The sequence below is a fragment of the Sarcina ventriculi genome (assembly GCF_900456775.1).
GTDB classification, from domain to species: domain Bacteria; phylum Bacillota; class Clostridia; order Clostridiales; family Clostridiaceae; genus Sarcina; species Sarcina ventriculi.
On record NZ_UAUL01000007.1, the window covers coordinates 16,885 to 36,114 of the forward strand.

The window sequence follows — 19,230 nt, forward strand, 5'->3', positions numbered from 1 at the left end:
AGCAGTTTTAGTAACTAAGTTTTATGTATTAGCAATACTTGTTAAGTTTTTTATATAATCTGTTGATACAGTTGGATTATCTAAAAATATTAAATTAATACCCTTTTGCATTAGCTCCATATATTTTTTATATCCCTCTTCAGCCTGACGTGTGAATCTTGATATTTCTTTAAATACTATCGTGTCCCCCTTTTGTAATATCTTTTCTAGTTTACTCCAAGATGGTCTATTAAATGTACCTCCAGTTGTATCATCTTTAAAGCTTAATAAATATTCTATGTTATTATCTTTTGCATATGTCTTTAAGCTTTTCTCTTGCCTATTAAAACTTTGTTTATCATTGTTCTCTTTGGTTGAAATTCTCATGTAGCTATAATAATTTCCCATATTTTTAATCCTCCATATGTTAATTAAACTATAGTTTAAATGATACTATGTTATGATATCAAAATTACTATTTTTATAAATAGTATTAAATTTTAATACATATATATCTTTAGATATATTATTCTTTTTAATATTTCTTTTTAATAATTCTTTTTTAGGTGACATATTAACAGACCCATCAACATGGTTATCAACAGAATCATTGATTATCAGCAAATAATTGTAAACACTATTTTCTACAGACTTATTAACAGACTTGCTAACAGACTCGTTAACAGGTTCAATTTTTTCGATTGAATTATACAGATAAATTGATGGAGCATATTCAATAAGTATATGTTCTTTTTTGAGCATGTACCTTTATACCTAAATTATTATCTAGTCATTTTTGACTAAGCAATTATAAGCCAATATACGCCTTGTAGAGAGGTTTTATATTTTAAACTTAATTTATATTATAAATATATTAAAAGCTCTTAGAATTGATTATAGACTTAATAAAATTCATTTCATACATTTATGTAAATATGGTTTGTATAAATTTAATAAATCTTATTTTTCTATTACTAAATCAACGCCAGTTGATACATATATATCTTTAGATATATATATATTATTTTTAATATTTCTTTTTAATATTTCTTTTTTATACTGTCCGCTCGCTTGTCCACTTACTTGTCCACTCGCTTGTTCTTTTATATCATCTAAACCGTTCAAATTACTGTGTTCCGCTTGTCCACTTGCCTGTTCACTTACTTGGTCATTCACTTGTCCGATTTTTTTATCTGAATTATATAAAAAATTGATGGTGTTTTATCTTTTCTCAATCAATTAAATATAAATTTACAATTTGGCATTCTAAAAAATATGAGGGGGGAGTAGTTCCAGGAATAAAAAAAGATTTGAAAAGTCGCTCCAGTAGGTTTCTTTTTACAAAATTCTAAAAAATACTAAAAGGGGGGTAAAAATATCTTTAAATGCTGATAATCCCTAACATATATATATCAAAAATATATATAATTAATTAAAATATTAGCAAAACACATTAAAAAATATAATGAAATAAGATAATTTTAATGAGTTTACATAAAGGTTTGGACATTTTTGGACTACCCTTTAAACATAATATATTCTTGCATTTATCATAACAATAGACTTGCTCGTTTTTGAGCAAGTTCAAACTAACTTAATTATAGTATTTCGGTTTTAGATTCTAAAATACAGGTGTACTTTTTGGTACATTTGTTTTAAATAAAAATAGCTATTACTCATTTAAAAGTAATAGCTTTAACGTATCGCAAATCTATGATATATATTCAATAAATATTGGTTGCTCTTTTTTGAATAATCAATTATAAACTTATATACGCCTTGTAGACAGGTTTTATATTTAAAGAATATTTCAATATAGTAAATATAAAACCTGTAAAAGAAAACTAACTGTTTCCATTTCACAGGTTAATATTGCTTATCAAACTTATTTGATCATATATCACATTATATATTTATAATTATGTTCAACTATTTTTTTAAATCGCCATTACCTACTTTAAATACTCAGTAAATTATAAGTTGTATTAACTAGTATTTTAACATGTTCTAATTTACTTTCTATATCATTTGAATTTAATAACACCTTTTTTATTTGATTGTTACTAATTTTATTGCTAAACATTTCCATAAACAAATACAAATATTTATGATTAACTTTAATCATTTTCTCAATATCAAGTAATATTTTGATATCTTTTTCACTTATTCCATTTGATTTTAAAGTATCTCTATCAAATAACTCTTTTTCTAAGTTTTTAATTAATTCTTCTTCCTTCATAAATTTAAACCCGCCTTTATATTTATCTTATTTTTATTTATTTTATTAATTCTTTCTCATAAACTTAGTTTAATAAATCATATCTCTTCCTAGGAGGAAACATATAAAAGTAAAGTTGTTTTCTCCTGTTTTTTGGTGCTTGTTTATACTTTATTTTTACTCTTAAAATAATCTCACTTATATTATTATTTCTCTTAATTACAATCACTCCTATCTAACCCAATCATTAATCCTTTGGTATTTACCTTCCCAATTAAGGCTATAAACCTCAACTGGAACATTACGCCCTTTCAATGTTATAAGCTCCATTGCAAAAGGATTTTTATCAGGATTTTTTGAATTATAATCTAATATTCCTTTATTTCTTAAACTTTCTCTTACTTCTCTTCTGTCTAATTCCCTATTTCTATATAATCCGATAACAAGGTCCGAATCCTCTGCAATTCCACCACTTTCTTTTATATCTGCTAATGTTGGTCTTTTGTCTTGTCTTCCCTCGATAACCCTATTAATTTGGGCTGTTATTACTATGGGAATATTTAATTGTAATGCTAATAGTTTTAATCTTCTTGTAAGCTCTCCAAGATATTCAGCTCTATTCTTAAGATTAACTAATTTATTAGATACCCTGTTAATTAAATCTATAAAAGCAATATCTATATTGTTTTTAAGCTTGTCCCTTTTTATAGTGCTTATTATGTTATCTATATCACTTATAGAATCATATATCTCTAAATGCTTAGTAGATAGAAAATCACTAATATACAGGGTTATTTTTTCTTTTTCTGTATCATTTAATTCTTTTTTATAAATCTTATTAAACTCAATATCACAGCCATTAGAGACAAATTTATTGATTATTTCACTTCTTCCCATTTCTAAGCTAAATAAATCTATCTTTTTGTTTTGCTTAAGCATGTTTAATATTAATTGACTTGTAAAAATACTTTTACCAATGCCTGTATAAGCTGATATAGTTATTAATTGACCATTTAAGAACCCCACTATATCATTATCAAGCTTTAATAATCCTGTTTTAATATTAGACTTTATATCGTTCTTATAAAGATTGTCAATATATGAATATAAATACTCTCTTGTACTTTCTTTATTTTCACTATTTGAATAAAGTTCTTCACATAACTTAAACATTCTATCTATCATATTATTAGATTTCATGCTATAATCTAATTTATTAACAGCTAAATAAATGGCTCTTTTATTGAATAGTTCCTTTAAAATTTCAATATGTTCATTTATATTAGTGAGTGTTAGAAAACTATTGTGTATGTCTGTAACTTCTGCCAAAGATACAGACATTTTTTTATTTATCAGATACTCACTAAATATAATTAAATCAATATCTCTCCCCTTATTTTTTAGTTCCTTAAATACTTTTACTATTTCTTTATTTGAAGATGAATAAAACCACTCTACCTCTATTTCATCAATTAAACTGTTATCTTGAAAACAACCTGATATAATATTTTTTTCAACTTCATTATTATGCAACTCTGTTAATGTATATTTCATTTATAACGCCTCTTCTATCTATAATATTTTTCTCTTGTATCATTAAAATCTATAATTTTGTAATTAGACTCTTGATTTTTTCTACTTTCTTCAATCATTTTTAAATACAACATATCATATTTCTCTCTAAGCTTGTTAGGACTTAATATATTACTTTTCCAAAATGAATTACTTTGACACCATCTTATAAGCCTTGTAACATCTTCTATCTGTCTTTTATCAATTCTTAATATATAATCAAATTGTTTACTCCAACTTTGAAAATTAGGTTGTTTTACTTTTGGATTATTAGATTGCATTAAAGAGAATAGTAATCTAGATAACTCCATTTCATTAGAATTTTCAATGAAGATATTATTCTTTGATATATTATTCTTTGATGATTGAACCTTTTTCTGTTCCTCTTTCTGTTCCAAATTTTGTTCCTCTATATAGTCTAAACTATTGATATTACTATGTTTTTTCTGTTCCAAATTCTGTTCCTGTTTTTGTTCTTTTTTCTGTTCCTGTAAAAATCTACTCAAATAATAAATACTAGCAATACCTTTTTTCCCCTTACTTCTCTGTTCTATATAATTTTCTTTAATTAATATTTTAATAGCTTTTATCATTCTTTTATGAGTTATACTTAACCGTTTCTCCCAACTAGCATAATCAAACCTACATTCTCCTTTTTTCAACTCTTCATACACTTCTCTACCATTAACCCTTCTCTCAAATTCCATATAAACTAAAAATACATAATTAAGGGTTTTATCATAAGCATATTTATCATAAATTTCTCGTTCTTTATTATTCATTCTTTCACCTCCTTAAATTTTAAACAACTTATGTTATCGTTATCTCTGCAATAGATAATAATTCTTATTTATAATTCACAACCTATCATATTATCTAACCATGAATCTATCTTAGATATAATTATTCTTCTAGTTCTCCCAATAACTAATACTGGTGCATCATTCCTATGAGTTAATATGTTTGCTTTGTTATAACTGACACCTAATATATCAGCTAACTCCCTTACACTAATTGTCTTTCTCTCTACTTTGTGTTTATGAGCTTGTACTTTTTCTGTAAGTTCTTCAATGATATCTTCCATAAAAAATTCCTCCTTATTTCTATTCTTTAAAAAATAAATCAACTATACTAGTATTTAAAGCGCTAGCTATTTTTTCTAATGTTTTAACTCTCACTCCACCTATATCCCCTTTTTCTATTTTAACTAAAGTAGTTAAACCTATTTTAGTTATTCCCCTTAAATCTTGTTGCGTTAGACCATTTTTAATTCTTTCCATTTTCATCTTACTCGTATTCATCATTTCTCCTTTAATGTCTTTTTAATTCGTTATTTTTATTAAAATACGACTTTTAAATTCGTTATATTTAGTATTATATGACTAGATATTTCATATTTCAACATATTTTTTTAATTTTATGTATTTTTTTTTCGTATTATGATATTATATAAATGAGGTGATAAAATGACAATAGGAGAAAATATTAAATTAAAACGTAAAGAACAAGGAATTACCCAGGAAAAATTAGCAAAATATATTGGTAAAAGCTTAAGAACAATTCAAAAATATGAAAGTAATGATATTACACCTAATATACAAACATTAACGAAAATTGCTGAAGCACTTAATATATCTCTAAATACTCTTTTAAAAACAAACGATATAGATGCTATGGAGGTATACGAATTAACTCAAGATTTATTAAATTATATTTCTGAACTAGCATTAATAAATAATCCTGAAGAATTCCTTACACCAAATTGGTCTATTGTTGAAAATAAATTTTTCAAAAAATTTTGTGGCTTTAAGCGTCCTAAAGATAATATGTTTAATGAAGAACAACTAACCATAATGTTATTAGCAGTATTAGAAAGCGATTTAGAGGAATTTATACATATATTTTCTACTTATTATAAGTTAATATTATTATTTTCAATAAGTAATTTAAAAACTATAGATTCTAAATTGAATTTTTTTAATTTATCATTAGAACAACTGAAATCTGATCTTTTTTCTAATAATCCAAAAAATTATAATAATAGTATAGATTGCTCTATAGTTTTAACTTCTTTGCAAACAGTTTTAAATTATATAAAAAATACATCTAATCAAAAAGTATTAAAAAATTTGTTAGATTATAATTTAAATTCAGAAAAACAATTAGTTAATGAAATTTTACATTGTTTAGAAGAAAAACTGTTAATACATGCTATTAACAAGGGCGATTTATCAATTAAAATTAACTCTATAGAGGGTGATAACAATGACAACAAAAAAAGCTAATGGTGAAGGCTCTATCTATAAAGATAGTAAAGGTCGTTGGTGTTCTGTTTTAACTATTGGTAGAAATGAAGAGGGTAAATTGAAAAGAAAATACTTCTATGGTAAGACTAAGAAAGAAGTATCTGATAAATTAACTGATTATAAATATAAAAATATGAACGATATGTTACCAATAGATGAAAGTATGAACATAGAGCAATACTTTAGATATTGGCTGTTTGAATATAAGATTAATGAGGTTAAATCATCAACTATTACAAGATATGAAGGCATTTATAGAAACCATATAAACGGCTCTCAGATAGGTAAAATTAAACTTAAAGACTTAAGGACTCAACAACTTCAAACCTACTACAATAGACTTATAGATGATAATAATATTACCTCTTCAACAATATTAACTATAAATAAAGTTTTAAAAAGTTGTTTCGCTCAAGCAATTAAAGAAGGTTATTTATTAAAAAACTACTGTACACTTGTAAGCCTTCCTAAGAAGAGCAAAAAGGAAGATATAGTATATTTGACTATTGATGAACAAAAACGTTTTATACAGGCTTGTGGTGGTCATAGATTAGAATGTTTGTTTTTATTTGCTTTGGGTACTGGATTAAGATTAGGTGAAATACTAGCCTTAACGTGGGATGATATTAATTTTGATGATAAAACAGTATCAGTAAATAAAAGCATTAGACAGGAAACTATATTTAACAATAAAGGTGAAGGTAAGTATACTACTATCATACAACCACCTAAGACAGAAACAAGTATAAGAACCGTACCAATTCCAAGTAACATAATACACAAATTAAAACAATTTAAAGCAACTCAGAACAAAGAAAGGCTATCTAATGGTGAATTATATATGCCTAGCGACTTAGTATTCACAACTTCAATAGGAACTCCTATAAATACATCTAACCTTAGAAAGGTATATAGTAGATTATTAAAAAAAGCTGAAATAAATAATATTAAGTTCCACGCTCTTAGGCATACTTACGCCACTAGATTATTTGAGGAGGGTGTTCAAATTAAAACAGTTCAAGCATTATTAGGACATTCAGATATAAATACAACCATGAATATCTATACTCACGTTACAAATGATGTGAAAATTGATGCTATTGAAAAACTTAATAATATATTTAATTTTTAATATCATACTTTTAACAAAATTAATTTACTATTTAATAATAAACTATATTATTATATAATATATTCATTAAACTAGTTAATAGGAGGTGTTTTTATGGATGCTAACAAAAGAGATATAATAAATAATATTGCTGAACAAATTAGGCTTCTTTTAAACATTAAAGAAAATAAATTTGATATTGAAAATATTGTAAAAATCTTAAATGGAAGTATAACAAAAAATCATTATAATCTTGATGAAGCTGCCATAACTAAATCCTCAGATGATAATTTCGAAATATCTCTATCAGATGTTTCCAACTATCAAAGGATAAGATTTTCAATAGCACATGAATTAGGGCATTTATTCCTTCATATGCATTATTTAAATGAAGAAAAATGGAATAATATAGAAATAGGAACAAGTCATGCTAGAAATACAAATATACCTTATACTGAGTATGAATCTGAAGCAAATGAATTTGCGGGAGCATTTTTAATGCCAAAATCAGAATTTATAAAAGTTGCAAATGAAAATATTGAAGATAACTATTATAATTTAAAAAATATATCTGATGAATTTGATGTGTCGATAGAAGCTGTTAACGTACGTGGGAGAATACTAAACTTATGGAATTAAGTGAAAATAAAAATACAGTTTCTAGTTTGAAAGAATCATCAAATTTGCAAAATCTTCTTCATAAACTTGAAAAGGATAATCATATAAAAAATGAGCATAAAGCAAAGGTGTTCATTTTTATTTCTATTGATTTGGTAAATTCTACAAATTATAAACAATTAGATGAAAATTGGCCAAATGTATTTTCTGATTTTTTTTCAATAGTTCAAAATCAATTTAAAGATAAGCTAGAAAATTCAGAAGTTTGGAAGTATATTGGTGATGAAATCTTATTTTATCAGGAGATAACACATCTAAATTTATTGTTACAAGCTCCATCTAAGGTATTTTCACTAATGGAATTCTGTCAAAAAAAATTATATGATGAACATACTAAATGTAAAAATATATTATATTTAAAATCGACAATTTGGACTGCTGCTGTAAAAAAATCTAATGATAAAACAAATACATTAGTCCATAATATTATGCCTGACCTAAAAGAATCTATTCGGGATTATATTGGAATTGATATAGATGAAGGATTTAGAATAGCTAAATTTTCATCTCAAAACAAGCTTGTTATAGATTCTAAATTAGCATATATTCTTTATGAAAATAAAGAATTAGTAAATAATTTATGTGATTATAACGTAGAAGATAGATTAAAAATTGTAGGCTTTAAGAAACTTAAAGGAATTTGGAATAATAGGCTATATCCTATTATTTGGTATCATAAAAATTGGTCTAATATGAGTTCTATGTTCTTATATGATGAATATGATACATCAGAAATATGTGCTACGTTAAAAGCAAATAATTTTCATATAACTTCAATATCTGAACTAAAAAAAATTCTAACTGAAATGAATTTAGAAAATAAAATCGAAGTTATTACCGATATTATTAATAAAACGGATAATAAAAAGCCTAATAACCCTGCAGTATCAAAATTAGTTGAATTACATTGTGTTACTGTATGTATAGATCCTAAAAATAACAAAATTTTAATAGCAAAACGTTCTAGCAAAAAAAGTGATGCTCCAGGTAACTGGGAGTTTGGTTGTGCAAAAGCAAGTGCAAACTTAGCATTAATTGATACATTAAAAAATGAATATAAAAATGATTTTAAAGTAGACATAGATATCTATACAGATACAAATAGAACAGAAGATGTACAACCAATTCCTTTATGTATTTATTCACTTGCTAAGGATGGTAAAGAGAATAAAGGTATAATATTTATAGCAACAATAATTAGTGATATTAATGATATACCTAGACAAACTAAAAAACATGAAATTATTAAATTTATTTCTGAAGATGAGATTGATTCATTTAGCGATCAAGCTATTCCTGACTTCAAGGATACATTAAAAAAAGCTTTTAAATTTTACAACTCTAGAAATAAAGAATAAGTGATTTTAAATATCACTTATTCTTATGTATTAAAAATTAACTTTATAATAAAACCACAGAATGAAATCATAACGCTTATCATCGTTAAAATAATAGCTATATTAAAGAGAAAATATTTTTCGTATGCAATTTTAGAAAGCGTAACTATCTGCTTTGTTAAAAAAAAATCCATACCTTTTCTTTCATTATCATATTTTTCTGTTTCATTATCATTCATAACTTTTAATTGAAACCTCTTATAATATTCTTCAGTAGAATATTTAGCTATATCTTTATAAAATAATATATTATCATTTTCTTCTTTTTCCTTAAGAGTTTTAGATATTAGCCAGTCAATAATTCCTATTCTAAATGTTTTAGGTGTAAAAGAAATTAAACATGTGAATAATGATAATATATTTAGTAATACTAACACTATCAATACAATATTAAATAGTACGTTTGTATTGCTATAGTTGAAAATCTTTTCAACTAAAAATGTTAAAAATGCGCCATTAAATGTAATTAATAATGCATTTTTAGCTTCTGCAAACTTTAACCAATCCGTAATATCAGCTAATACACTATTTAATCTTTCTTCTAAGTTATTTGTTCCCACTTTAATCCCCCTCTATATTGAATGTGTAACATTAATCTTTCGTATTGCTGCACGGTTGCTGTATTTATTTAAAATAAAATTATTTTTCAATTCAACAAATGGCTTTATCACTTACTTTATGGTGCATCTAGAGGGATTTGAACCCCCGACCTTTGGATTCGAAGTCCACCGCTCTATCCAACTAAGCTATAGATGCTTAAAATATGACAAAGACAATCTATTATATAGATTGTCTTTAATGGAGCGGGTACCGGGAATCGAACCCGGGTATTCAGCTTGGAAGGCTGACATTCTACCATTGAACTACACCCGCATATATTAATTTAATGGTCGGGGTGACAGGGATCGAACCTGCGACCTCATGGTCCCAAACCACGCGCGCTCCCATCTGCGCCACACCCCGAAATGGTGTACCTTTAGGGATTCGAACCCCAGGCCCACGCCTTAGAAGGGCGTTGCTCTATCCAGCTGAGCTAAAGATACACATTGTAAAACATTTTACTGTTTTATTGGAGCGGGTACCGGGAATCGAACCCGGGTATTCAGCTTGGAAGGCTGACATTCTACCATTGAACTACACCCGCATGTGGAGCGGAAGACGGGACTCGAACCCGCAACTTTCACCTTGGCAAGGTGACACTCTACCATTGAGTCACTTCCGCATACTTATATTTTCTTATTTTTAATGGTGCAGATGAAGGGAGTCGAACCCCCACGCCAAAGGCGCTAGATCCTAAGTCTAGTGCGTCTGCCAATTCCGCCACATCTGCATCTTATGGTGGCTCACCGGGGAATCGAACCCCGGACACCATGATTAAAAGTCATGTGCTCTACCGACTGAGCTAGTGAACCAAGTTTTGGCTGGAGTAGCAGGATTTGAACCTACGAATAACGGAGTCAAAGTCCGTTGCCTTACCGCTTGGCGATACCCCAACATGGGGTGAACGATGGGAGTCGAACCCACGACAACCAGAGCCACAATCTGGTGCTCTACCAACTGAACTACGTCCACCATATGGTGTACCTTTAGGGATTCGAACCCCAGGCCCACGCCTTAGAAGGGCGTTGCTCTATCCAGCTGAGCTAAAGATACACATTGTAAAACATTTTATTGTTTTATTGGAGCGGGTACCGGGAATCGAACCCGGGTATTCAGCTTGGAAGGCTGACATTCTACCATTGAACTACACCCGCATATGGAGCGGAAGACGGGACTCGAACCCGCAACTTTCACCTTGGCAAGGTGACACTCTACCATTGAGTCACTTCCGCATACTTATATTTTCTTATTTTTAATGGTGCAGATGAAGGGAGTCGAACCCCCACGCCAAAGGCGCTAGATCCTAAGTCTAGTGCGTCTGCCAATTCCGCCACATCTGCATCTTATGGTGGCTCACCGGGGAATCGAACCCCGGACACCATGATTAAAAGTCATGTGCTCTACCGACTGAGCTAGTGAACCAAGTTTTGGCTGGGGTAGCAGGATTTGAACCTACGAATAACGGAGTCAAAGTCCGTTGCCTTACCGCTTGGCGATACCCCAACATGGGGTGAACGATGGGAGTCGAACCCACGACAACCAGAGCCACAATCTGGTGCTCTACCAACTGAACTACGTCCACCATATGGTGTACCTTTAGGGATTCGAACCCCAGGCCCACGCCTTAGAAGGGCGTTGCTCTATCCAGCTGAGCTAAAGATACACATTGTAAAACATTTTATTGTTTTATTGGAGCGGGTACCGGGAATCGAACCCGGGTATTCAGCTTGGAAGGCTGACATTCTACCATTGAACTACACCCGCATATATTAAATTTAATGGTCGGGGTGACAGGGATCGAACCTGCGACCTCATGGTCCCAAACCACGCGCGCTCCCATCTGCGCCACACCCCGAGGCTCATCTAACAATCTCTTGCTGACGACAATAGTTATTCTACATCATCACCGATATTATGTCAACACTTTTTATTAATTTTTTTATATTTTTTTATATATATTATTTAATATAAATTTAATTTCTATAATTACACTATTTTTTACGTGTTTTAAACGTCTATTAATAATTTTAAAAGTCAAATTTTCTACCTTTTATTTAAAAACAGCAAGATGTTAATTTTAGGCTTATAAATAAGCTAAGCCAAGCTAGCCTAAAATCAACATCTTTATAAATTATTTTATTGTAAAACTTGATGGATATATTTCATTACCTTTTATCTCTATAAAAGCAATGGATGGCACCCTATCTTTAGGAAGAAAGGGACTTCCTGGATTTATAATCCATAATCCATCTTCTTTTGAAATAATTTTTATATGAGTATGTCCAAATAACACAGCATCTACTTCCGATTCTTTACCTTTATAAAATATGTTATTTAACCCCATTTTAACTCCATATTTATGTCCATGAGTTATAAAAAATTTTTTATTTTCAATTTTCACTATTAATTCATCTGGGAAATTAGCTAAATCACAATTTCCTTTTACCCCATAAAATGTACAATCAAGTCCATCTACTATTTTTTCTGCATCGTCTATATTATCACCTAAATGAATCATATATTTTACGTTTCTTTCTTTAATTTCATTTCTTATTTTTAAAATAGTATTTTCATTACCATGAGTATCACTTACAACCGCTATTAACATTTCTCTCTCCCTACTTTGTCTTTTCTATTTTATTATCTAAATTAAAAATATTTATTTTATTTTTCAATTCTTTAAGTGCTATTCCTCTATGACTTATCCTATTTTTTTCTTCAGGAGTTAGCTGTGCAAAAGTTTTATTCAATCTAGGTATATAAAACAATGGGTCATACCCAAATCCATCATTACCTTGTTTTTTTTCAGCAATAATGCCTTTACATCTCCCCTCTATGAATAATTCTTTTCCTGTCCAATCTACTAAAGCGATAGAGCATATAAATTCCGCATTTCTATCATTATCTTTAACATCCTTTAATTTTTCAAGAAGCTTTTCATTATTTTTATCATCATTTCCATGTTCACCTGCATACCTTGCCGAAAAAACTCCTGGTTCTTTATTTAAATATTCAACTTCTAGCCCAGAATCATCTGCCATAACAATAAAATCTTTCTCACCTATATTTATTAAATATTTTCTTATTTCTTCTGCTTTTTTATAAGCATTTTCTTTAAAAGTATGCCCATCCTCTACAACGTCTATATTTATGTTACATTCTCTTAGAGAATATATACTTAAATTTAAATCTTTTAATATATTTTTTATTTCACTTATTTTATGTTGGTTATTACTTGCTACTATTATCTTCAAATTCTCTTCCTCCTCAAATATAATAATATTTATACTTAATTATTACTATTTTCATCATAGCATATTAGGGGTAATACCACTATCATAATATTATTAAAAATCTCCAACAAATATTTAAAAATGAATTATTTATAAATTTTAATCTTTATAAAATAAGTCAAATTATTTTTACAAAATAATATTTATCTATATATTATTATTTAGCAATATTTAAAACTCAATTTCATATTAATAATATCAAGAATTATTTTTAAGAGGTTGATAATTTGAAATATATTGGACAATTTTTCAGAATGAATTCACTCTCAATAGAAGAAATAGAATCACAACTTTTATTTTTTTGTAGAGAATCCTTAAAACATATAGTTTTAGAATCTAGGTGTGGAATTTGCATAAATTATAAAACCTTAAAACCCTTAGCATCTGATAATTATATAGAAAATTTCAAAAACAATACACCATTGCTTTGTATATATAAAAAAGGTAAACCCAACATATATTCATCTAAGTATTCTAAAAGTTGGGACATGAGTACTTTTAAAAAAGACGTATTAATTCTTCCAAATGCTCTTATGACTTTATCTATGCTAGAAACTACTAAATACTACGATAGATTTCAAGGAATAAATAGCTCTATTTATAATATTTCAAAATTATATAAAGATTTAAGTAAAATTCAATTAGACTTTTATTATAATCATTTAAGAAATGCTGAAGGTTTTTTTGTAAATAAAAAGGATGAACGCCAAACAGAATCAAAAGAATTTAACTTTTCAGAAAAAGATGCTAGTTTTAGCTTTATAGATCAAGGATATATGATGTTGTCTTATTATTTATATTCTATTACTTGTAAAAATAATAAAGATAGTGCTGAATTTAAAAGTTTCTCTTTAGAAATTTTAGATATGTTTTTCAATCTAAAAGAAAATTTATACTCTGAATCTTTTAATAACTGTTGCAATTTATGCTTGATTTTTAATATTATGTATGAATATTCGAAGAATGAAAGATGTAAAAATCTACTTATAGATTTGAGTGAATTTACTCTTTCAAAACATACAGAAAGTACAATTTCTCTATCCAACATAGAAAACATCACTCTGCTTTCTCTCAATATGCTTCTAACTTATAAAAATACTAATATTTCTTTATTTAAAGATTCATTTAATGATATAAGTATACTTTTAAAAAATCTTTATGATGAGGAGAAATCTAATCTTAAAAAAACTAGCAATAAAAAAGATATAAAATATTATTCTAAAGAATTAGTACCTTTTTTAATAAATCTTATCGTATTCTCTTATGAAAATACTGATAGTAAATTAAATAATATCGTATCTACTTTTTATAAAAAATATTTCTCTGACTCAGGATTAATAACAAGTTTTCCAGATGCTCCACCACTTGACTCTAATGAAAGATATAAAAATTTTTCATTAAAATCAGACGACTTGCTTGATGAAGCTATGTTTAGAATCACCAATACTCTAAGTCCTAATCTAAGTGGATTAGCCCCAATATTTACAAAAAATATAGTTTACTCCACCAAAAAAAATACACTTTCAAATTCAAATATTACTTTTGATAGTTCTATAAATATGTTCTTAATCTTCTTATCACTCCACATACTAGATAAGTACAAGAATAATAATATTTTAAATAAAATAAAACAAACAACATATTCTCTTAGCGATACGAATAAGATCAATGATAATAATATAATTAATGATTACATTAGCGAAAGTATTGACTCATAAAAACTAAACTCGTACAAATATTTGAATTTAACTTTAGTCATATTTTAAAATTAACAATATTAATTTAATAGATAGCTTTAACTTAATAATCAATTTCTTTAAACATATATGATGTTGATTTTAGATAATAATTAAACTCTATGTTATTTTTTAAAGCTTAGCTTATCTAAAATCAACAATTAGCAAACAAAATTTACTTTAAATAACTTTACTTTTTATATAAATCTATATTTTAGTATACTTAAGAATTAAATTACCATTTGCATCAATATATAAATTATCTATTTTACTAGATTTACACCATAAAAAATTTTTATAATATAAAGATATTATGCTATAATCATCTCTTAAGCTTTCATTTAATTCCTCAAGAATATAATCATTACTTAACTTATAAGTATCTAAATCAAAATCATCTATATATATATCAAATTTTTTCTCTTTCAAATAATTTTCTAACTCATTATCATCTAAAAGAGTTATTTCGACTGATATATCATATTCATCTTGAAAAGTGTTTTTTATAAATTCAGATATTATTTTATTTTCAGATATATTTTTTCCTACTAACGACACTACTTTTTTTCGAGTATCTAGTTGATTTAAAAGTTGCTTAGCATTTTCTTTTAGTTTAGGTTTTTCATTTACCTCATACTCTTTAGTTAAATATAATGATTTATTTAATAAATCATTATATGCAATATCATTAACTGCCCACATACCTAAATTATATTTAATCATATAGCTATCTAATATTTCTAAAAATATCCCATCAAATAATCCCTTTCTAAATCTAATATCTGATGTTATATTATTTTCATTATTAAACACTAATACTTTTATCACATTAGATGGGTAATATTCCACTGCTGTATGCATTTCTCCCTTATCTAAAGACAATACTGGTGGAGATGATACTATATCTATATTTTCTAAGTTATATGATGCAAAATCCGCTTCAACAGATTGTTGCTCTTTTATTTTTATTTCTTCCATACTTATAGCATCATCTAAATAATAATCATTTCTTTTTAAAGTAATATCAGTTGCTGATGTATTAGATATTACATACGCACCTGTATATCGTATTTTTGAATAGTTATCCTTATAATAATTAAGAGGCTCACTTACATCTCTAAGCCTATATACAGGCTTTGACAATTTCTTTAAAAATTCTTCATCACAAGCATTTAACGTTATTACTATAGTTTTCTTGTCTGTTGCCTGTATTTTTACACTTTCAAAATCACAAACACCATTTTTATAATCCTTAGCTCCTTCAATCGTATATAATTCATCTAATTTATAATTCTCATTATCTGGAGATAAAATATATTTAAAATAATCTATAAAATCAAATGATGTTATTTTTTCCCCATTACTCCATTTGATATCCTCTCTTAACTTAAATATATATTCCAAACCATCATTACTCACTTTCCAACCTTGGCATAAAGATGGAATTACATCTCCACTCTCATTCATTTCAACTAACCCTTCAAACAATGAACAAATAACATCATTTTCTCTATCAACTGTTTCCTCACTATTTATTAAAGTTTCAGGTATTTTTTCTATGGAATAAACAAGCGCCTTTTCTTCACTTTTATAACTAACAGTTTCTTCACTATAACATCCACTTAGTACAAAAACCATCATAATAAGCATAACACTTAATCCTATTTTTTTTTGCATAATAGTAATAACTCCTAAATAGTTTTAATATCTTAAAATTATTGACTTTAATAAAATATTTAAACATTTAAAATTTAGGAAAATATCTTCTAAAAGATAAATTGCTTGAACTAAAGTTTTTGCTTAAATAAAACTTTTTATCTTTAACAACAAAATTTATGCCATCTACTAGAATTATAGGTCTATTAAAAAAAATATTATAATTTATATTATACACATCTTGAAGAAACACTCCTGTAGTTATATAATAAGCCTTTTTCGCATTATTTTTATCATAAATTTCCAAAAAATTATTATAATCTAATTTATTAACAGCTAATGTTTTGTGATACTTTACAATATATACCTTTTTTCTTCTTTTAATCTTAAAAGTAACTTCATTATTTTTTTTGCTTATTATTCTATATTTCAAGGATTTTTGATGACATTCTTCTGTTATAATTTTATTTATTTTATTTACTGAAATTCTATTTAAAAATATTAGCCCTTTTTCTATTTTATCTTTATGAAGCTTTAATATAACAGTATCTATAAAATGCAAAATCATCCCCTCCTTTTTATCTATATTTAATTATATGAATAGAACTAGTAATTATTTAATATATTCTATCCACAAATTATTTATATAAAACTTAAGGAAGGGATGATTTTACTTTAATTTATCTTCAAATTCAATTTCTGATAAAATATTTAATTTTAATAATTTTGCTTTTTCATATTTAGAACCTGCTTCTTTTCCAACTATCACATAGTCTGTCTTTTTACTTACACTACTTGAAACCTTAGCCCCTAAAGATTCTAATTTCTCTTTTATTTGCGTTCTTGAATAGTTTTCTAATGTTCCTGTAACTACTACAGTTTTACCCTCAAATTCGTTATTTGTTACAAATTTCTCTTCATATACAGGTGTAACTCCTATATTTATCATATCATCTATAATTTTTAGTATTCTCTCTTCTTTAAAAAAGTTTATTATACTATTAGCTACTATATCTCCAATATCCGCCACTTGTATAAGTTCATCAAAAGTCGCTCGTTTTATGGCATCTAAAGATTTAAATTGTTTCACTAAATCTTTAGCCGTTTTTATCCCCACATTAGGTATATTTAAAGAGTATATAAAAGATTCTAATGAACAATTTTTGCTTTTTTCTATTGCATTTAATAAATTATTAGCCTTTTTATCTCCAAATTTATCTAAACTCAATAACTCTTCATAAGTTAATCTATAAAGATCTGATATTGCTCTTATATCCAATTTTTCAAAAAGTTGTTCAGCTGTTTTTTCTGAAAACCCTTCAATATTCATTGCTTCTCTGCCAGCAAAATGAACTATAGCCTTTACCATTTGAGGTTTACACCCTAAAGAGTTTTCACAATATATATGAACTCCCTTTTCTTCTTTTATAAGATGAGAGCCACAAGCTGGGCAAACTTTCGGTGGAATTATATCTATCCCATTTTCAAAACTATCTTGTGAAATTCCCATAATTTCTGGTATAACATCATTACTTCTTCGTACAAATACCCTTGAATTTATTTTTATACCCTTTCTAGATATATCATCTATATTATTCAAAGTTGCTCTTTTAACTGTTACTCCAGCTAATTCTACTGGTTCTAATATAGCAGTTGGCGTAACCCTACCACTTCTTCCAACATTCCATTCTACATCTAAAAGCGTTGTTGTTGTCTCTTGTGCTTCAAATTTATAAGCTATTGCCCACTTAGGGAATTTCACAGTATTACCTAAAAGTTCTCTAGTTTCTATATCATCTATTGCTATAACCAATCCATCTATATCATAATTTAAATCAAATCTTATATTTTCTATATATTCTATTTCCTTCTTAATATCATCTAAGGATGTGCATACCCTTATGTATGAATCTACTGGAAACCCTTTAAATTTTAAAAATTCTAACATACTTTTGTATGTTTTAAACTTTGTATTTTTACTATATCCTATATCATAAAAAAAAGCTGATAAATTTCTTTTAACAGTTTCTGCTACATTTAAATTTCTTAAAGCTCCTGCCGCACCATTTCTTAAGTTTTTAAGAGGAATTAGAGCATCTTTATTGTATTTTTCAAAAGCTTCTTTAGTCATAAGAGCTTCTCCATGTACTTCAATAAAATCATCAAAGTCTATCTTTAAAGGAATTGATTTTATTGTTTTAATTTGCGCTGTTACATCCTCTCCTATAGTTCCAGTTCCTCTTGTTGCTCCAGTTAGCAAAACCCCATTTTCATCATATGACAAATTAACTGTTAGTCCATCAAATTTTTTAGTAACTATATACTTTAAGCTTGGAAGTTTTTTATCGGGATTTACTCTGTTATATTCATCTATAAATTTTAAATTTTTAACATGCCAATCTCTTATTTCTTCTATACTTTGAGCCTTATCTAAACTAAAAAGTTTTCCTTTATGAGCATATTTTTTGAATTCAGGAAGTATCTTATCACCAACCCTTTGAGTTGGTGAATAAGGAATCACATATCCTGTTTCTCTTTCTAAGTTTACAAGTTCATCATACTTTTTATCATATTCTTTATCCGAAACTGATGGATTTCCAAGAACATAATATTCATTAGCATATTTATTTAATTCATTAACTAAATTTTCTATTATAATTTTTTTATCCACTTTTTTCTCCTAA

19 protein-coding genes and 20 tRNA genes are annotated in these 19,230 nt (G+C 27.0%); 5 read left to right on the top strand and 34 right to left on the bottom strand.

The features are described 5' to 3' along the window. Positions 1-21 precede the first annotated feature (21 nt). The 8 genes from DR020_RS12485 to DR020_RS04155 form a co-directional block, all read right to left on the bottom strand. Positions 22-387, bottom strand: coding sequence for a recombinase family protein (locus tag DR020_RS12485; protein WP_235865662.1), 366 nt, complete (start codon positions 385-387; stop codon positions 22-24). Positions 388-432: 45 nt separating this feature from the next. Beyond that, positions 433-741, bottom strand: coding sequence for a hypothetical protein (locus DR020_RS04130; protein WP_112365351.1), 309 nt, complete (start codon positions 739-741; stop codon positions 433-435). A gap of 198 nt (positions 742-939) precedes the next feature. Next, positions 940-1,155, bottom strand: coding sequence for a hypothetical protein (locus DR020_RS12200; RefSeq protein WP_146739586.1), 216 nt, complete (start codon positions 1,153-1,155; stop codon positions 940-942). 781 nt (positions 1,156-1,936) lie between these two features. After that, complete coding sequence (locus tag DR020_RS04135) at positions 1,937-2,218, bottom strand: hypothetical protein (protein WP_112365352.1); 282 nt, start codon at positions 2,216-2,218, stop codon at positions 1,937-1,939. A gap of 210 nt (positions 2,219-2,428) precedes the next feature. Next, on the bottom strand, positions 2,429-3,751 hold the full coding sequence (locus DR020_RS04140; RefSeq protein WP_112365353.1) for a replicative DNA helicase: 1,323 nt from the start codon (positions 3,749-3,751) through the stop codon (positions 2,429-2,431). A gap of 14 nt (positions 3,752-3,765) precedes the next feature. After that, the gene (locus DR020_RS04145; RefSeq protein WP_112365354.1) at positions 3,766-4,551 is read right to left on the bottom strand and encodes a hypothetical protein; all 786 of its coding nucleotides are present in this window, start codon (positions 4,549-4,551) and stop codon (positions 3,766-3,768) included. Between the two features lie 68 nt (positions 4,552-4,619). Next, a complete protein-coding gene (locus DR020_RS04150; protein WP_112365355.1) occupies positions 4,620-4,853 on the bottom strand; it encodes a MerR family transcriptional regulator in 234 nt (77 codons plus the stop codon). Between the two features lie 19 nt (positions 4,854-4,872). Continuing rightward, positions 4,873-5,070 carry a helix-turn-helix domain-containing protein gene (locus DR020_RS04155; protein WP_160110447.1) on the bottom strand — a complete coding sequence of 66 codons (198 nt, stop codon included), beginning with the start codon at positions 5,068-5,070 and terminating at the stop codon, positions 4,873-4,875. Between the two features lie 165 nt (positions 5,071-5,235). Between DR020_RS04155 and DR020_RS04160 the strand changes: the two genes are divergently transcribed. The 4 genes from DR020_RS04160 to DR020_RS04175 all read left to right on the top strand — a co-directional run bounded on the left by DR020_RS04160 (position 5,236) and on the right by DR020_RS04175 (position 9,222). Then, entirely contained in the window at positions 5,236-6,054 is an 819-nt protein-coding gene (locus DR020_RS04160) for a helix-turn-helix domain-containing protein (RefSeq protein ID WP_112365357.1), read from the top strand. Beyond that, positions 6,035-7,207, top strand: a complete 1,173-nt coding sequence (locus DR020_RS04165) for a tyrosine-type recombinase/integrase (protein WP_112365358.1) — start codon at positions 6,035-6,037, stop codon at positions 7,205-7,207. The genes DR020_RS04160 and DR020_RS04165 overlap by 20 nt, the downstream gene beginning before the upstream one ends. 93 nt (positions 7,208-7,300) lie before the next feature. Next, entirely contained in the window at positions 7,301-7,825 is a 525-nt protein-coding gene (locus DR020_RS04170; protein WP_112365359.1) for an ImmA/IrrE family metallo-endopeptidase, read from the top strand. After that, positions 7,816-9,222, top strand: a complete 1,407-nt coding sequence (locus tag DR020_RS04175) for an NUDIX hydrolase (protein ID WP_112365360.1) — start codon at positions 7,816-7,818, stop codon at positions 9,220-9,222. The genes DR020_RS04170 and DR020_RS04175 overlap by 10 nt, the downstream gene beginning before the upstream one ends. Positions 9,223-9,245: 23 nt before the next feature. Here DR020_RS04175 and DR020_RS04180 read toward each other — a convergent pair whose 3' ends face one another. The 23 genes from DR020_RS04180 to DR020_RS04290 all read right to left on the bottom strand — a co-directional run bounded on the left by DR020_RS04180 (position 9,246) and on the right by DR020_RS04290 (position 13,115). Further along, positions 9,246-9,821 (bottom strand): Pycsar system effector family protein, encoded by a 576-nt coding sequence (locus tag DR020_RS04180; RefSeq protein ID WP_112365361.1) that lies wholly within the window; start codon positions 9,819-9,821, stop codon positions 9,246-9,248. Positions 9,822-9,940: 119 nt separating this feature from the next. After that, positions 9,941-10,017: transfer RNA gene (locus DR020_RS04185), tRNA-Arg, on the bottom strand. 43 nt (positions 10,018-10,060) lie between these two features. Next, a tRNA-Gly gene (locus tag DR020_RS04190) sits at positions 10,061-10,134 on the bottom strand. Positions 10,135-10,148: 14 nt separating this feature from the next. Then, a tRNA-Pro gene (locus DR020_RS04195) sits at positions 10,149-10,224 on the bottom strand. Between the two features lie 3 nt (positions 10,225-10,227). Beyond that, positions 10,228-10,304 (bottom strand) — tRNA-Arg (locus DR020_RS04200). Between the two features lie 27 nt (positions 10,305-10,331). Then, positions 10,332-10,405 (bottom strand) — tRNA-Gly (locus tag DR020_RS04205). 3 nt (positions 10,406-10,408) lie between these two features. Beyond that, positions 10,409-10,483: transfer RNA gene (locus DR020_RS04210), tRNA-Gly, on the bottom strand. A gap of 24 nt (positions 10,484-10,507) precedes the next feature. After that, positions 10,508-10,591 (bottom strand) — tRNA-Leu (locus DR020_RS04215). A 6-nt stretch (positions 10,592-10,597) separates the two neighbouring features. After that, positions 10,598-10,673, bottom strand: a tRNA-Lys gene (locus tag DR020_RS04220). Between the two features lie 6 nt (positions 10,674-10,679). After that, positions 10,680-10,754 (bottom strand) — tRNA-Gln (locus tag DR020_RS04225). A gap of 3 nt (positions 10,755-10,757) precedes the next feature. Then, positions 10,758-10,833: transfer RNA gene (locus DR020_RS04230), tRNA-His, on the bottom strand. 4 nt (positions 10,834-10,837) lie between these two features. Beyond that, positions 10,838-10,914: transfer RNA gene (locus DR020_RS04235), tRNA-Arg, on the bottom strand. Between the two features lie 27 nt (positions 10,915-10,941). Beyond that, a tRNA-Gly gene (locus tag DR020_RS04240) sits at positions 10,942-11,015 on the bottom strand. 3 nt (positions 11,016-11,018) lie between these two features. Next, positions 11,019-11,093: transfer RNA gene (locus tag DR020_RS04245), tRNA-Gly, on the bottom strand. 24 nt (positions 11,094-11,117) lie between these two features. Beyond that, positions 11,118-11,201, bottom strand: a tRNA-Leu gene (locus DR020_RS04250). A gap of 6 nt (positions 11,202-11,207) precedes the next feature. Beyond that, positions 11,208-11,283: transfer RNA gene (locus tag DR020_RS04255), tRNA-Lys, on the bottom strand. Positions 11,284-11,289: 6 nt separating this feature from the next. After that, a tRNA-Gln gene (locus DR020_RS04260) sits at positions 11,290-11,364 on the bottom strand. A gap of 3 nt (positions 11,365-11,367) precedes the next feature. Beyond that, a tRNA-His gene (locus tag DR020_RS04265) sits at positions 11,368-11,443 on the bottom strand. Positions 11,444-11,447: 4 nt separating this feature from the next. Continuing rightward, a tRNA-Arg gene (locus DR020_RS04270) sits at positions 11,448-11,524 on the bottom strand. 27 nt (positions 11,525-11,551) lie between these two features. Beyond that, a tRNA-Gly gene (locus DR020_RS04275) sits at positions 11,552-11,625 on the bottom strand. A gap of 15 nt (positions 11,626-11,640) precedes the next feature. Further along, positions 11,641-11,716, bottom strand: a tRNA-Pro gene (locus DR020_RS04280). Positions 11,717-11,992: 276 nt separating this feature from the next. Further along, positions 11,993-12,469, bottom strand: a complete 477-nt coding sequence (locus DR020_RS04285) for a metallophosphoesterase (protein ID WP_112365362.1) — start codon at positions 12,467-12,469, stop codon at positions 11,993-11,995. 10 nt (positions 12,470-12,479) lie between these two features. Continuing rightward, entirely contained in the window at positions 12,480-13,115 is a 636-nt protein-coding gene (locus DR020_RS04290; protein WP_058993848.1) for an XTP/dITP diphosphatase, read from the bottom strand. Between the two features lie 266 nt (positions 13,116-13,381). On the opposite strand from DR020_RS04290, the gene DR020_RS04295 reads away from it, so the two are divergent. Further along, positions 13,382-14,872, top strand: a complete 1,491-nt coding sequence (locus tag DR020_RS04295) for a hypothetical protein (RefSeq protein ID WP_112365363.1) — start codon at positions 13,382-13,384, stop codon at positions 14,870-14,872. Between the two features lie 225 nt (positions 14,873-15,097). On the opposite strand, the gene DR020_RS04300 is transcribed toward DR020_RS04295, so the two are convergent. The 3 genes from DR020_RS04300 to ligA all read right to left on the bottom strand — a co-directional run bounded on the left by DR020_RS04300 (position 15,098) and on the right by ligA (position 19,217). Then, positions 15,098-16,567 (bottom strand): ABC transporter substrate-binding protein, encoded by a 1,470-nt coding sequence (locus tag DR020_RS04300; protein WP_112365364.1) that lies wholly within the window; start codon positions 16,565-16,567, stop codon positions 15,098-15,100. 67 nt (positions 16,568-16,634) lie between these two features. Then, the gene (locus tag DR020_RS04305; RefSeq protein ID WP_055260067.1) at positions 16,635-17,108 is read right to left on the bottom strand and encodes a hypothetical protein; all 474 of its coding nucleotides are present in this window, start codon (positions 17,106-17,108) and stop codon (positions 16,635-16,637) included. A 108-nt stretch (positions 17,109-17,216) separates the two neighbouring features. Continuing rightward, entirely contained in the window at positions 17,217-19,217 is a 2,001-nt protein-coding gene (gene ligA / locus DR020_RS04310) for an NAD-dependent DNA ligase LigA (protein WP_055260066.1), read from the bottom strand. Positions 19,218-19,230: the final 13 nt, after the last annotated feature.

Bases quoted from the DNA above. Each gene is read 5' to 3' on its own strand.
- DR020_RS04170 (WP_112365359.1), top strand. From the start codon at position 7,301: ATGGATGCTAACAAAAGAGATATAATAAATAATATTGCTGAACAAATT.
- DR020_RS04160 (WP_112365357.1), top strand. From the start codon at position 5,236: ATGACAATAGGAGAAAATATTAAATTAAAACGTAAAGAACAAGGAATT.
- DR020_RS04285 (WP_112365362.1), bottom strand. From the start codon at position 12,469: ATGTTAATAGCGGTTGTAAGTGATACTCATGGTAATGAAAATACTATT.
- DR020_RS04145 (WP_112365354.1), bottom strand. From the start codon at position 4,551: ATGAATAATAAAGAACGAGAAATTTATGATAAATATGCTTATGATAAA.
- DR020_RS04135 (WP_112365352.1), bottom strand. From the start codon at position 2,218: ATGAAGGAAGAAGAATTAATTAAAAACTTAGAAAAAGAGTTATTTGAT.
- DR020_RS12485 (WP_235865662.1), bottom strand. From the start codon at position 387: ATGGGAAATTATTATAGCTACATGAGAATTTCAACCAAAGAGAACAAT.
- DR020_RS04300 (WP_112365364.1), bottom strand. From the start codon at position 16,567: ATGCAAAAAAAAATAGGATTAAGTGTTATGCTTATTATGATGGTTTTT.
- DR020_RS04140 (WP_112365353.1), bottom strand. From the start codon at position 3,751: ATGAAATATACATTAACAGAGTTGCATAATAATGAAGTTGAAAAAAAT.
- DR020_RS04165 (WP_112365358.1), top strand. From the start codon at position 6,035: ATGACAACAAAAAAAGCTAATGGTGAAGGCTCTATCTATAAAGATAGT.
- DR020_RS04155 (WP_160110447.1), bottom strand. From the start codon at position 5,070: ATGAATACGAGTAAGATGAAAATGGAAAGAATTAAAAATGGTCTAACG.
- DR020_RS04175 (WP_112365360.1), top strand. From the start codon at position 7,816: ATGGAATTAAGTGAAAATAAAAATACAGTTTCTAGTTTGAAAGAATCA.
- DR020_RS04130 (WP_112365351.1), bottom strand. From the start codon at position 741: ATGCTCAAAAAAGAACATATACTTATTGAATATGCTCCATCAATTTAT.
- DR020_RS04150 (WP_112365355.1), bottom strand. From the start codon at position 4,853: ATGGAAGATATCATTGAAGAACTTACAGAAAAAGTACAAGCTCATAAA.